The organism is Microtetraspora glauca, assembly GCF_040656155.1.
GTDB classification, from domain to species: domain Bacteria; phylum Actinomycetota; class Actinomycetes; order Streptosporangiales; family Streptosporangiaceae; genus Microtetraspora; species Microtetraspora glauca.
The window spans coordinates 1-13,324 of sequence record NZ_JBFALK010000007.1 but is presented as its reverse complement, the minus strand read 5'-3'; the positions used below and the strand labels follow the sequence as shown (position 1 = coordinate 13,324).

Below are 13,324 nucleotides of genomic sequence, written 5' to 3'. Positions count from 1 at the left end.
CATCGGCCCACCAATGGAGTGGGAACCCGAGCAGCTTTCTGATTCTCGATGGCGAAAGATCGTCCCGGTCGGCGTGGCCGTGGCGACTCTCGTCGGATTGGGCGTCGTCGTCATCGCGGTACGCGCGGGCGACTCGCCACCGTCTTCACCACCCCAGCGTGCCGCCGCGGGATGGGACGCCGAGCGGTCCCCCGCATCACCGTCACCATCGTCGTCGGGCTCTAAACGATCGACGGCCAAAACCGCGGCGAAGTCCACGTCACCCCAGCTCACCGCCAAGAAGGCGAGTGAGATTTACGACCGTTTCCAGCACGGGATCTCATCCGCTCAGGCCGGGATGGACGAGAAGGCGATCGGAGGGCTGGAGCAGGGTCTCGCACTGGAGATGACACGGGCCAGCATCTCGACCGCGCGCATGGAGGGGACCAAGGTCGCGTCGGGCATGTGGCCCAACACGCGGGTGTGGGTCCCTCGCCACATCGAGGGCCTGGCCGACTGGTTCGTCGCGGTTTCGTACGAGCCGGAAGTGGCCCGGATCAGCGACGTGATGACCAAGACCGGCAGCGGATGGCGACTCGTCGTCTCCGCCGCCGACGCACGGGTCAACGCGGCGGAACTTCCCGCCATCGCGACCGACTCCGCGGGCTACGCCGTCAGCCTGCCGGAGAACGCCGCCGGCCTGGTCGGAACCCCCCGCCAGATCGTCCGTGCCCACCTGGCCAGCCTGGAGAAGGCACAGCCGGACAAGCGGTTCGCCCAAGGACGGTGGACCAGTGACGCCGCGCTGTTCTGGCAGCGGGAGCGCGAGCAGCTGGTCCAGGCAGGCTGGGGCCTCACCCTGTCGTACGAGCCGGAGGGCGCGGTGCGCGCGCTGCAGACCACGGATGGCGGCGCGCTCGTCTGGTACGCGGCCCGATCGACCGACACCCGCACGGCCCGGCGCGCGGGCGCCAAGGTCTCGCTGAAGGGGTCGGCCGCGGTGCGCACCGCGCACAAGGCCTTCGGCCGCTGGGTGAGCGCGACCTACGGGCGGATGTACGTCGCCTACGTGCCGCCCGCCGGTTCCAGCGACCCGGTGCGGGTGCTCGGCGAGTGGAGCGAAGTGTTGGAGACCGACGGCGCCTGACGTCACCACCAGCAGAGGAAGAGGTGGATCCATGTCGACACCCTCACGCGCGACGGTGATCACCGCGAGCGTCGCGATCGGTGTGTTCGGAGCCGGGACCGCGGTGGGAACCGTCATCGCCACGGGCTCCCAACCCGCCGACCTGAACACGGCACGCCTGATCGCCGGTACCTACCGGCTGGACGACGGGGCGGACGCCTGGACGTCCCTCGCCTCGGACGGCACGGGCGGGCCCTCCTCGCTCTCCGGCGCGGACGCGGGCAGCACGATCACGGCGGGCTCCGGCAAGCAGCGGGTCTGTCTCGCCACCACCACCGACGGCCGCGCCGTGAACGCGGCGGCCGACGGCTGCACCTCGCTGCCCGTGCTGGCCGCGAGCCAGTTCGCCGCGCTGCGCCGGCCGGCCAACCCCAACGCGACGGGATCGGCGGCGCCGAAGAGCACTCCCGAGAGCAAGCCGAAGAGCACCCCCAAGGAGACCGCCAAGAAGACGGGTACCTCGTCCGCGCCTCGGCCCACGGCCAAGGCGGCCACGAAGCCGCCGGTGGTCACGGCGGCGCCCACCCGGGCCCCCGCGGCCACGACCGCGCCTCCGGTGACGACCAAGACGATCGGCGCGACCGCGGCTCCGAGTCCGACACAGGGGTTCGTCACGGTCACGGCCACCCCCGTCGCCACGGCCTCGGCCGCGCCCGTCGTGACCTCGTCCGCCGCGAAGGGCTCGAACGACTCCAAGGGTTCTAGCGGCACGAATGGGTCGAACGGCACAAAGGTCACGAACGGCACCGCCTCCGGATCGCCCGCGCCCTCACCCGCCGCCCAGTGGGGGAAAGTCATCGGCACCACGCAGAACGGCACCCGGCTGGTGGAACGCGCCGACGGCAGCCGGGCGATCTTCGGGCCGGACAACAAGCTGGTCCGGGTGATGCCAGGGCCGTGGGCCACGGGCGTCAAGGTGCTGCCGGACGGGAACTGGCTCCTGCTCCGGCCCAACGGCGACCGCATGATCGTGAGCCCGGCCGGCCAGGAGCTCGCCCCCCAGCAGAACACCGCCACGCCGACCCCGTCACCGGCGGCCGCCGCCGGAACGGGAACAGGAACGGCGGGCGCAGCCGGAGCGACGGGTAACGGCACCACGGGGACCACCGGCGGAACCCGCACCGGCAGTGGCGGTGCGACAGGCGGGACCACCGGAACGACTGGCGGAACCACCGGAACCACTGGGGCCGGCGGGACCACCGATACCACCACCGGATCGACGATCACCGGCGGAGGCGGCACCTCGACCGGGACCGATCACGGGGACCGGCACAGGACCAGGCACGGCGGTGAGCACCGCGCAGGGCGCGACACCCGCCAGGGTGGCGCCGAAGGCGGTGCCTACACCGGGACCGCGACCGGAGGCTCTGACGGAAGCACTGCCGGAGGCGCCGCCGAGACCGTGGGTGGAGCCGCTGACGGAACCGCGGCCGGTGCCGTCAGCGGTGACGGCACCGGAGCCGGGGCCGGAACGGGAACCGGCACCGAAGCCGCCGGCGACGGCGGGACCGTGTCCGTACCCAGCGCCGACGGCTCCCTCCCCGTTCTCCAGGACCCGGCACTGCTCCAGCAGGCGTCCGAGGCACTGGGACTGGACCAGGGCAGGAGCTACACCGACGAGAACGGCGTCTGGGACCTCAACATCGCTCCGCCCGGCACTCCGGCCTGCCGGGACTACTCCTCGAGCGAGCTCTCCCGGCGCGGCATCCCCCGCGACTCCTGCGCGCTGCCGGCGTTCGTCCGCTGGCTGTACGCGGATCCGGCGCCGGGGCAGGTGAGCAACTGGACCAAGTTCACCGGCCTGCCCGAACGCAATCTGGAGCTCGTGGTGATGAGCCCGTCGGCGATGCCGTCGCCTGCCGGAGAGCCGGGCCGGATCGAGCCTGACACCACCGGGTACGCCGGCTCATGACCATGCCCGAATGGGTGAACGCGCACGGGGCGCACCTGCTCGACTACGCCGGCGGCCTTCTCGGGCCCGCGAGGGCGCCGGTCGTGGTCGCCTCCGTGCTGGCCGCGTGCCGTACGCAGGGGGGACCGCCCGACGGCGTCTCCCCTGCGGCGTGGCTGCTCGGGTCGGTACGGCAGCGGTGCCGTACCGACCCCGAGTACCGGACGGGCTACGTGCCCGGTCCGGGGCCGGGCGTCCCGGACCTGCGTTCCGTCGAGCGCGCCTGGATGCTCGCCGATCCCCTGGGCGCCGAGGCGCTCCGGCTGATGTACCGGCACGAGCTCGCTGTCGGGGACGTCGGCCACGTGCTGGGACTGTCCGTGGAGGACACCGCGCGGCTCGCCACCCGCACCCAGGATCTGATCGAGATCATGGTGAGCGCCATGGACGCGCTCGTCCATGGCCGTGCCGTCTGCCCCGAACTCTCCCCGCTGTTCGACGTGCTGTTCCCGGATCCGCCGGGCGCTCCCACTCCGGCGGAGTTCGCCGACGGTCGCATGGCGTTGATGACGCACATCGTCGGCTGCGCCGTGTGCAAGCGGCCGATCAACATCCGCTACACGGTCCCGCAGATGACCTCTCACCCGCCGATCCCGCGGCTCACAGCGGAGTCGAGAGCGCAACTGGAGGGCTCCGCCCCGTCCCGCGTGGACCCGTACGGACCTCCGTCCTTCCCCGGAGGCTTCGCCCAGCGCCCGGTTGACATTCCGCGGCCACGCCGGCCTTCCGCCTTCCCGGGGATGGGCGGGCCCGGTGAACCGCCCCCGGCCTTCGCTCCCCCACCGAGGGACGATCCGCCGTGGACGCTTCACACGGTCGCGGGTGATCTCGGCGCTCCCCTGACGCCGCTGGTCATCCCGCCTATGGACGACCCCGCTGTCGCAGGCCCCGGTACGCCTGCGGACGCCCCGGGATCCACCGCGAAAGACCCGGTCCCTCCCCCCGATCGTCCGGCGCGGGCACGGCATGCTGCTCCGGATGACCCGTCCCTGACGAGTGACGACCGTGCCGCAAGCGCCGGCACGGATCACAAGGGTGTCGGCACAGGCGATGATCGGGCCACGGGCAGTGGCGGGGGCTCAGGGGCGGGCGACGACCGCGTCACGGGCCCGGACGGCGACCATGCCGCTGCCTCGGACGGTGCGAGCACGGAGGGCGCGAACACAGGCGCCCCCGCCTCCGGTGGTGCTGTCTCGGGTGGTGACACGTCCGCCACGGCGACGGACCACTCGGATCGGGCCACCGCCGATACCGCCCCCGGCGGGGACGGCACCGCTCCTCCGGCGGAGGATGGTGCTCCGACGGGTGACGATATCGTCCCGGCCGGTGACAACCCCGGCACGGACGCCCCTGCCGGGAACAGCACCACCCTGACAGGTGACGACCACCCCGCGGCCGGTGGTGATCCCGCCCCGGACACGGACGGCCCCACTCCGGCGAGCGACGACTCTGGTTACACGGAGAACGACCGTGACTCGGCAGACGCCGCCGACGGGACCGTACCCGAACCTTCGGCCGCGAGTACGGCAGGAGACCGCTCCACCGAGCCCCGTGCTTCCTCTACGGGCCCTCTGCCTGACGTGCCCGGGTCACAGGCGAACCGGTCTCCCCTCACGCGGCCGTCTTCGCCGGAACCCGCCGCCCCCGCTGAGACCGGGGCCGGTTATGACACACCTCTCTACAACGCCCTGCGCACCCAGGCGTGGGCACGCGAGGTTCTCGCCCGAGCCGCGGAGACAACCGCGGCCACCCAGCCGATCCCCGCCGTACCACCGGCGCCATCGGGTGGGGCACCGACCGCCTCGACCTCGCCTCCCACCTCGCCTCCCGCCTCGCCTCCCGCCTCACGACGGACCGCACGGTCGTCCAAGCCGCCGAAAACGCCACCGAAAACGCCGGCGAGTACGGCGCAACCGCCGGGACGGGCGGTACCACCTGATTCGTCGCCTACGTCGATGCCGGTCTCGTCGGCGGCCGGGACGTCCGCCTCCCCCCTCTCCGCGCCGCTGCCGTCCCCGTTGCCCGCCGAACTGACGGGACCGCTGCCCGCCGAGCTGACCGGGCCCCTGGAGGAGCGGCGTGACCGGTCACGAGGCGGGCGCCTGGGCGGGGGGCGGAACCGGCCCCTGTCCGGTCAGCCGACCCGGCCGGTCCCGGTCGTCCCGAAAGAGCGGCCGATCGCCAGGAACACCTCCCTGAAGATCGCCGTCATCGTCCTCGCCGGCGCGGCCGGGACCGTGACAGGAATCAAGATCTTGGGGCCGGCTCTCGATGGAGAGGCGCCCACCGCCCGATCGCTCCAGTCCGCCGTGGTCGAGACCGCGCGGAGCGACCAGGGAACGCAGGGGGTTTTCGGAGACCCCGGTGACGAGGCGGACCAGAGCATGGGCAACGGTCCACTGCGGATACCCGCGACGGTGACACTCGACGAGTTCGGCCAGGGCACCATGACGCTCACCGTCTCGGAGGGGGCCGAAGCCTCGGTCACCTGGCGGATCTCCGCTCCCGGCCTGGTGGTGACGCCCTCCAAGGGCACCCTCAAGCGAGGCGGCAGCGGCGTGGTCAGCGTGCGCGCGCTGAGGGTCCGCTACTGGTGCGGCGCCCCCGAAGCGGTGACCGCGCCGCTCACGGTCCACGGACCAGCCGAGTCGATCACCACAACGGTGCGCTGGCGCACCTGCTGATAGCTCACGTTCGAAAGGACCGTGCCTTGACAGAGATCCATACCTCGGCCGACGCCCCGGCCGAGCAAGTCCCCGAGACGGTCCCGCTCACCGCGGAACACTTGCTCACCAACCGGCGCCCTGAGCCCGCGGGCGGATGGCGACGCCTCGTCTGGCGACTCTCCGGCCGGAAGTACATCCCCTCGGAGTCCACCGCCGAACGCGAGCGGCGTACTCTCATCGCGCAGGCCCAGACGCCCGTGGCGAGCGGGCACCACCGGATCGCGGTCATGAGCCTCAAGGGCGGGGTGGGCAAGACCACGACGACGGCCGCCCTCGGCAACACGCTGGCCTCCTTGCGGGGGGACCGGGTGATCGCGATCGACGCGAACCCCGACCGTGGGACCCTGGGAATCAAGGTCAAGTCCGAGACCGCCGCGACCATCCGCACGCTGCTCGCCGAGGCCGACCACATCGTCCGTTACGCGGACGCGCGGGCCTTCACGTCCCAGTCCCCCGCCCGGCTGGAGGTGCTCGCCTCCGACACCGATCCCGCCGTCAGCGAGGCGTTCAACGCGGACGACTACCGGACGGTGGCAGGGCTGATCGAGCGCTACTACTCGATCTGCATCACCGACTGCGGAACCGGACTGCTCCACGGGGCGATGCGCGCCACCCTCGAACTGGCCGACCAGATCGTTCTGGTCAGCCTGCCCGCGGTCGACGGGGCGAACTCGGCCGCCGCGACGCTGGACTGGCTCACCGCCCACGGGTACGCCGACCTCGTCAAGAACGCGATCGTCGTACTGAACGCGGTGGAGAGCAAGTCCGACGTCGACGTCGACCTGCTGGAACGCCACTTCCGCGCACGCTGCCGGACGGTGATCCGCGTGCCGTACGACCCGCATCTCAAGGAGGGCGCCGAGGTGGACCTGGTCCGCCTCCGCCCGACGACGCGGGGCGCCTACCTGCGACTGGCGGCGGCGGCCGGGCAGTCGTTCGGCCTGCGGCCGGAACGGGCGGGACGATAGTGCCCCCGGTCGTCGAGGATCCCGTGCTCAACTGGGATCTCGGCCCCCCTCGCCGTGTCCGTACCGCGACCGTGATCGTCATCGCGGTGGCGGTCGCCGTCGTGGCGATCGTGGTCACCGTGGGGATGTCGCGGGGCGTTGAAGCCACGTCGACGCCCACGCCCACGCCCACCCCCACCGCCATCGCGCTCGCGCAGCCCCTGGCGTACGAGGGGGAGGCGGGGTATCCCATCAGCTTCCCGCACACGGAGCTGGGCGCGGCCTCCGCGGCGGCGGCGGCCCTTGAGGCGGCCTGGACGCTGGACGACACCCAGGCCGAGCAGGCCGCGGCCCTGTACGCCCCGCCCGAGCAGCGCAAGGCCGCAAGCGACGGCGCCCGGGCCGCCGTGAGCGGGTGGCGCGAGACGCTCGGCCTGCCGAAGGAGGGCAAGCTGCCCGAGGGAGCCTCACTGCGTACGCAGACGATCGGCGTCCAGTGGCGCGCCCGCGCGCAGGACCAGATCCAGGTGTCCGTCCTGGTCCAGGTCACGGCCACGACGGGCGCCGGCGCCGACGGCAAGACGTACTCCAGCCCGTACGCGATGACCCTGCTCATGGCCTGGTATCCCGGCGTACGCGGTGACAACCAGGGCGACTGGGTCAACATCCCCGATCCCACGCCACCCACCGTGCCGCAGACCGCCCTTCCGGGCACTCCCGAGTTCACCGCGGCCGGCTGGAAACCCCTCAAAACCCCCTGATACGAGGAAGAGCCCCCATGTCCCCTCGCACCTCTCCCCGGCGTGCCGGTCTGCTCTCCAACCTCCTCCTTGTGGGGGTGTCCGTGGCGACGGGCGCGATCGTCGCCCAGCCCCTGGCCGCGGGCGCCGACCCCGGCCCGGACGCCCCCGCCCCCGCAGCTCCGGCGGCCGACTCGTCCACGCCGGACTCACCCGGATCAGGCTCGACCGGATCGGACTCTGGCGGCTCGGGCTCTGGCGGTTCCGGCTCCACCACACCCGACTCACCCGGATCAGGCTCGACCGGATCGGACTCTGGCGGTTCCGGCTCCACCACACCGGACTCGGCCGAATCGGGCGATACCACCTCGAGTTCCCGTGACGCCGCGTCGCGCTCCACCGACTCCGCTCCGGACTCGGGCTCGTCCGGCTCGGGGAGCTCCGACACCCCCTCCTCCGACACGCCTTCGTCCGGCGGATCCCGGTCGGACGCGAGCAGGTCGGACGCGGCGTCCTCGGACACGGGATCGTCGAGCACGGACTCCTCGGGCGCCGCCTCCACGGGAACGGGTTCGCCCGCCACCGGCGACAGCACGGCCGCCTCGGCCGCGGATTCGCCGGGAAGCACCGGCTCGTCCGCCTCCACAAGCACCGGCGACACCGGAGCCCGGCCCGACTCGACGTCGAGGACGGCGCCGGATCAGGACACCCGTTCCACAGCGGCCAGGTCCACGCCGGAGGCATCCGGCGCCGCCGCCCGTGACAGGACCGCCGCGACTCCCGATCCGACACCCACCACGGCCACCGCGTCGTCCGCTCCGGCCGCGACGCCGACGGACACGGGGAAACCCGTGGTGAGCACGACGCCGGCGACCGGCTCCACCCCGGCCACGACGCCCACGGCGGGGACGACGACCGCCGCGAGCCCCGCGCCCACCACCAGCGGCACGCCCGCACCTACGGCGACCACCTCGTCCAGCTCCACGCCCAGTCCGACGCCGTCGAAGAGCACCGCCCCGAGTCCCTCGCCGTCTCCCAGCGCGAGCGGTACGGGTGGCGGGGCCGGCACCGTTCCGAAACCGACGGTCGGGGCCTCCAGCGCTCCTCGGCCCACGCAGCCGAATCCCCCCGCGAAGGCGAACCCGGCCAAGGACGCGCCCAGCCCCGCCGCCGATCTTGTCGGTGACCCGGGTGACACGACGGGAGGGGCTACCGGAGACGTCACCGGCCTGCCGATTCTCGAGACGCATGTCTCGGAGTCGATCCCGCTCGTCGTTCCCCTGCCGCCGCTGGCGGTCTCCTTCGCGGAGTCCTGCCAGTCGGTGACCGACGCCGCGTGCTGGAGCCTTGCTCCCTGGCGCGGCCGTACGGGCGACCAGCCTCCAGCCGCGGCCGTCGGGGGCCAGGGGTCGGCGGCGCCTCGGTGGGCCTTCGCGCCGCCCCCGCACCGGATCGCCCCCGCCAGGGTCACCCCGGCGTCGTGGGGTCCCGCACCGGCTCGGTCCGGCTGCTGGATCTTCAGCCCCTCCGAGGCCTGCGCCCGTCCTCAGCAGTAACCACGAAAACCCCGCAAACCCCGCTCCACCGAATCATCTCGTCGAAGATCGGCTTTGCTGAACGACCTTCCGTGAGGAGCCGTTGCCACTCGTTGAGAACCGTGCTCACCGAGGCCGGTAACTCCTCGGGATCGCCCGGCAAGAATCCGATCTTCGACGAATGACCGGCACATCCGACCTGGGCCCGCATGCTCAGACCCCCATCCGGCTCGGCGTCCAGGCCGTGCGCGTACGGCTGCGCAGGTGTGCGGGTGCCCCCTTCGGGGGCGGGCCCGTGTCGTCAGACCTTCCGCCAGCCGGGAATCCACGCGCCATCCTCGACGACGTAGTCGCCGAAGAGCGCCGGAGCCTCTTCCTTCATCAGCTCACCGATGCGCTGGAAGACGAGGCGGATCTCCTCCTCGGCCCCGACCGCCGTACGGGCCTCGATCGTGTGCCTGAGGGTGCGGACGTTGGCGGTCCAGACGAGGCCGGTCGCGACGCCCTCCGGGGCGAACCGCCGCATGAAGGAGGTGCGGTGCTTCTTCTCCGCGAACGGCACGCCTTCCTCATCCAGCCCGAAGTGCTCCGCCATCCAGGTCTGGAACTCCTCGAGCTGGTCGAGCACGGCGCTCGCTCGCTTCATCAGCTCCGAGTCCTCCCGGGCCCACTCGGGGAACCAGAACGGGATCTCCGACAGCCGGACGAAGCGGAGGGACTCCTGGGAGATGGCGACGCCCGGGCGGTGCCGTACCAGCTCGTGGGTGAACACCCTGCTCACGTTGTGCAGCACGAAGCTGAAGCTGATGTGCTCCAGAACCGAGCCGTGCGCACTGGCGAGGATGTTGCGGAGGTAGTCGGTCTGGTCCTTCCTGATCCGGGTCACGTTGGGGTTGAGTCCGGGCTCGAAGGATCGGTAGCACAGGCGCCCGGCGAACTCGGCGAGGTTCTGCGCGTCGAACTCGCCCCGCTCCAGCCGCTCCAGCCAGGTCTCGCCTCCGATCTCCCGCAGGTAGCGGGCGAGCTCGTCGTAGTCCAGCTCGGGCCGGGCGACGAGAAAGATCTCGGGGTCGACGCTGCGCATGGTGATCCTCATGTGTTGGTGGATGTGACCGTCCAAGCAAACCAGCCGTCTGGCCTGGGGAGGAAACCAGGGGACGTCGTCAGGCACCTGAGGTGCCCCGTTCGCGTCGTCGTCCGTTCGTGGTCGTCCCGCGGCGGGCCGGAGTGCCCCAAAGCGTACGGTCAAACAGTGGGTGGAGAGGGACGATGGACGGCCCTCGGTGAGATGGATCTTCCTTGCTCCATCGGGTGTCGTTGTCGGAACGCCTCGACGCTGGACGTTGGCGTTCGTCAATCTGGTTGCGACCGACGACCCCTGTTCGACACCCCAGGCCGGAAGTTTCTATATATTGCCGAATTCCGTCGCCGGAATGGCGGACGCGTCAAATGGACACTCCGTCCCCGTACGCACCCGGGCCTGTAAGGAAAAGCAGAAAGCGCGCCACGGCGAGCGTGTACATGTCGGGCGCGCTCACGCTGATCATGCACACGAAGCGCGGAGCGACGCAGGTACACAAACACGGCGCACGGACGCGAGCACGGACACGCACCACGGACGCGAGCACGGACGCGTAGTACCGATGAGGCCGAGACCGGGCGCCTGAGGACACAATGCGCAGCCAAGGCCGACGCTCACCCCTGGAGCCGGGGCTTGCACCCGACCGCCGCGGCCCCGAACACGCGGTCCGGCTGATCACCCAGCCGGCCCCGGCCAGGCGGCACGGACCCAGCACGACGCCAACCGATTTCGACCAATTAACCCATATGCACCATTTATTACTACCAGATATTCATACAACTATGGACATCGGACGCTATTTCCCAACGAAAGCATTCGCAAATCCGTCGCCGAACTGGATTGCGAATGCCTGTTCGATGTGCCATCATTCATATACGCGTTCGAATAGACGAGGGGGTGGGCATGGCCAAGCATTTCGGCTCTTTCAAGTACGCATCGCAAAAGCAGCCACCCTTCCCCGACTCAGGTCCGTGTGACGCGGACTGGTGGGCGCAATTGACCTCGATCCGCCCGACCTGGGCATCCAATGGCAGTTCCGCCCTCCCCGTCGGCGAGCCTTCGTACGACAAGGACGACGCTTTGGAGCACGCCGAGGCCGCATTGCCGCTTCCCGGATGGCCCGGCGAGAGGGCGATCTTCCGGAGCCGACCATCCACGTGGCCATCACCGAAGGCCACGTCAACCCCGACACCCCCAGCACCACAGGATCAGCCCGAGCCTTCGCCCGGGGCGCCCGCGTCGGCTCCACTGACTCTTTCGTCGCCCATGCTCTCGACGTCCACCAACGAACCTTGTTCTCCGGCCCCTGACCACCCGATCGTGCTGGTGAGCGGCGAGTCCTTCTCGCCGGCCGAGTCCAGCGCTTGCAAGCCCACTGTTTGTAAGTCCAGCGCTCGTAGGGCCAGCGCCAGCGTCGGCAAGGGCCGCGATTCGTTCCTTTCGGACACATCCGGCCTGAACGATGGCAGGCTATGCCCGTCCGTTACTTCCGGCGTCTCCAACCGCGTCGACGCTGCTGAGGCACCGGGCAGCTCATCTGCCGACGACGGCTCCCCTATGAGCGGCTCCTCCAGTTCCGGCATTCCGGCAGGTGGCCACAACCCCTCGGGCACCGGCGACGCCTCTGGGGGTTCTTCTCCCGGTGCGGGTCGGGTGTCGTGGCCGTTGGTGGCGTCGGTCCGGGAGATGGCGTCCGCGTTGGCGCTCGCGGTGGTGCCGGAGTCCGCGGGGGTGTGTCTGGCCGAGGTTGAGGATCTGTTGTTCGCGCGGGATCGGCTGGTTTCGGCGGTCGCGGCGCGGGTGGAGCGGGTCCACGCTGCTGGTGCGGCCAGGGCGCATGGGCATGCGTCGACGAAGTTGTGGTTGCGGACGGCGGCGGGGATGAGCGTCGCGGGGGCGGGGCGGTTGGTCGCGCTCGCGGTCGAGCTGGCTCGTCTGCCTGTGGTTCGGGCTCGGTTCGCTGACGGCAGTCTGGCGGAGGGGTATGTGACGGCGATCTGCGCGGCGACCGGCCGGTTGACCGATGAGCAGGCCGGCCTGGCGGAGTCGATTCTGGTCGCGTTGGCGGATCAGGCGGGTCCGGCGGAGATCGCGCGGGCGGGCCGGTATCTGTATGCGGTGCTTAACCCCGATGGTGAGGATGACGATGCCGAGGCTGATTATCGGCAGCGTTTCCTGCTGGTGCGGGAGAGTTCTTCGGGTGGGCTGGAGGGGGAGTTCCGGCTTCCTCGCGAGGCGGGGGCGCGGTTGCGGGCGTTGCTGGACGCCTATGCCAAGCCTCGGGCTGTGGGTGATGGCCGGCCGTTGCGGGTGCGGAACGCTGACACGTTGATCGCCGTGCTGGAGCGGCAGATCGGTACCGAACTCCTTGTTCTGATCAACGCCGAGTCCCTCCCCGACGACCTGGTCGGCGCTTCCGCATGCGACACGACCATCCAGGGCGCAACCGCGCAGGACACAACCACCCACGACAGCGCCGCCGCCACCGGAACAGGAACCCGAACAGGAACCCGAACGGGCACGGAAGCGGGCACAGAATCCAGAACGGAAGCGGCAGCGGGACCGGAAGTTGAATCCGCACGTCCCGGCGAGCAAGCGAGTGATGGCGCTCCTCGATCCGGCGGAATGCCGGGCGTGCAAGCCGTACGAGAAGAGCTTGGTGCGGCCTGGGATGACCAGGCGTCGTCCCCCCATGAACCGACCTTCCCCGGAGCCGGGGCGGGACCGACATGGGATGAGCGCACACCGTCCCAAGAAGGGCCGTGCACCACCCAGCATGAGCGCGCCCCGTTCCGAGAAGGGCCGGGCACGGCACAGCATGAGCGCACATCGTCCCGAGAGGGGCGGAATGCGGTCCGAGATGACCAGCCATCGACCGTAGGTGAACGAGAGGCCGCATGGAATGGGTGGAGATCAGCCCAGGGTGGGCCGAGCGCGGCGCGGGACCGGCCGAGCACAGCGCGGGACCAGCCGAGCGCGGCGCGGGATGAGCCGGGTCCGGCACAGGGCGAGCGGGTCTCTGATTGGGTGACACCGGACGGGTTGATCTCGGGCCGGAGGCTGCCCGGACTGCTGCTGGCCACCGGGCAGTTCCTGCCCGTCTCCGATGTCCACCGCCTGGCCAACACCTCCACGCTGGCGCGCCTGGTCATGAACGCCGACGGCGAGGTCCTCGACAT

Annotated in this window: 9 protein-coding genes; 6 read left to right on the top strand and 3 right to left on the bottom strand. The window is 70.9% G+C overall.

What is annotated here, in order from left to right; all coding sequences use genetic code 11:
- Positions 1-73: 73 nt before the first annotated feature.
- Genes AB0I59_RS14580 through AB0I59_RS14560 form a run of 5 tightly spaced genes read left to right on the top strand, consistent with a single transcriptional unit; the run spans position 74 to position 7,550 of the window.
- Entirely contained in the window at positions 74-1,126 is a 1,053-nt protein-coding gene (locus tag AB0I59_RS14580) for a DUF8094 domain-containing protein (RefSeq protein WP_358132883.1), read from the top strand.
- 31 nt (positions 1,127-1,157) lie between these two features.
- Positions 1,158-3,077, top strand: coding sequence for a hypothetical protein (locus AB0I59_RS14575; RefSeq protein ID WP_358132881.1), 1,920 nt, complete (start codon positions 1,158-1,160; stop codon positions 3,075-3,077).
- Positions 3,074-5,800, top strand: coding sequence for a hypothetical protein (locus AB0I59_RS14570; RefSeq protein WP_358132879.1), 2,727 nt, complete (start codon positions 3,074-3,076; stop codon positions 5,798-5,800). Before AB0I59_RS14575 ends, AB0I59_RS14570 begins: the two co-directional genes overlap by 4 nt.
- Positions 5,801-5,826: 26 nt before the next feature.
- Positions 5,827-6,810, top strand: a complete 984-nt coding sequence (locus tag AB0I59_RS14565) for a nucleotide-binding protein (RefSeq protein WP_358132877.1) — start codon at positions 5,827-5,829, stop codon at positions 6,808-6,810.
- 23 nt (positions 6,811-6,833) lie between these two features.
- Positions 6,834-7,550, top strand: coding sequence for a hypothetical protein (locus AB0I59_RS14560; RefSeq protein WP_358132875.1), 717 nt, complete (start codon positions 6,834-6,836; stop codon positions 7,548-7,550).
- Here the strand turns inward: AB0I59_RS14560 and AB0I59_RS14555 are convergent.
- The 3 genes from AB0I59_RS14555 to thyX form a co-directional block, all read right to left on the bottom strand.
- Complete coding sequence (locus AB0I59_RS14555; protein ID WP_358132873.1) at positions 7,537-8,181, bottom strand: hypothetical protein; 645 nt, start codon at positions 8,179-8,181, stop codon at positions 7,537-7,539. The two genes, AB0I59_RS14560 and AB0I59_RS14555, sit on opposite strands and share 14 nt — an antisense overlap.
- Before the next feature lie 48 nt (positions 8,182-8,229).
- Entirely contained in the window at positions 8,230-9,000 is a 771-nt protein-coding gene (locus tag AB0I59_RS14550; RefSeq protein WP_358132871.1) for a hypothetical protein, read from the bottom strand.
- Positions 9,001-9,365: 365 nt separating this feature from the next.
- Positions 9,366-10,148 carry an FAD-dependent thymidylate synthase gene (gene thyX / locus AB0I59_RS14545; RefSeq protein WP_061258634.1) on the bottom strand — a complete coding sequence of 261 codons (783 nt, stop codon included), beginning with the start codon at positions 10,146-10,148 and terminating at the stop codon, positions 9,366-9,368.
- Positions 10,149-11,831: 1,683 nt separating this feature from the next.
- Here thyX and AB0I59_RS14540 point away from each other — a divergent pair.
- Positions 11,832-13,324, top strand: a 1,493-nt coding sequence (locus tag AB0I59_RS14540) for a DUF222 domain-containing protein (protein ID WP_358132869.1), incomplete at its 3' end; no start/stop codon positions are given.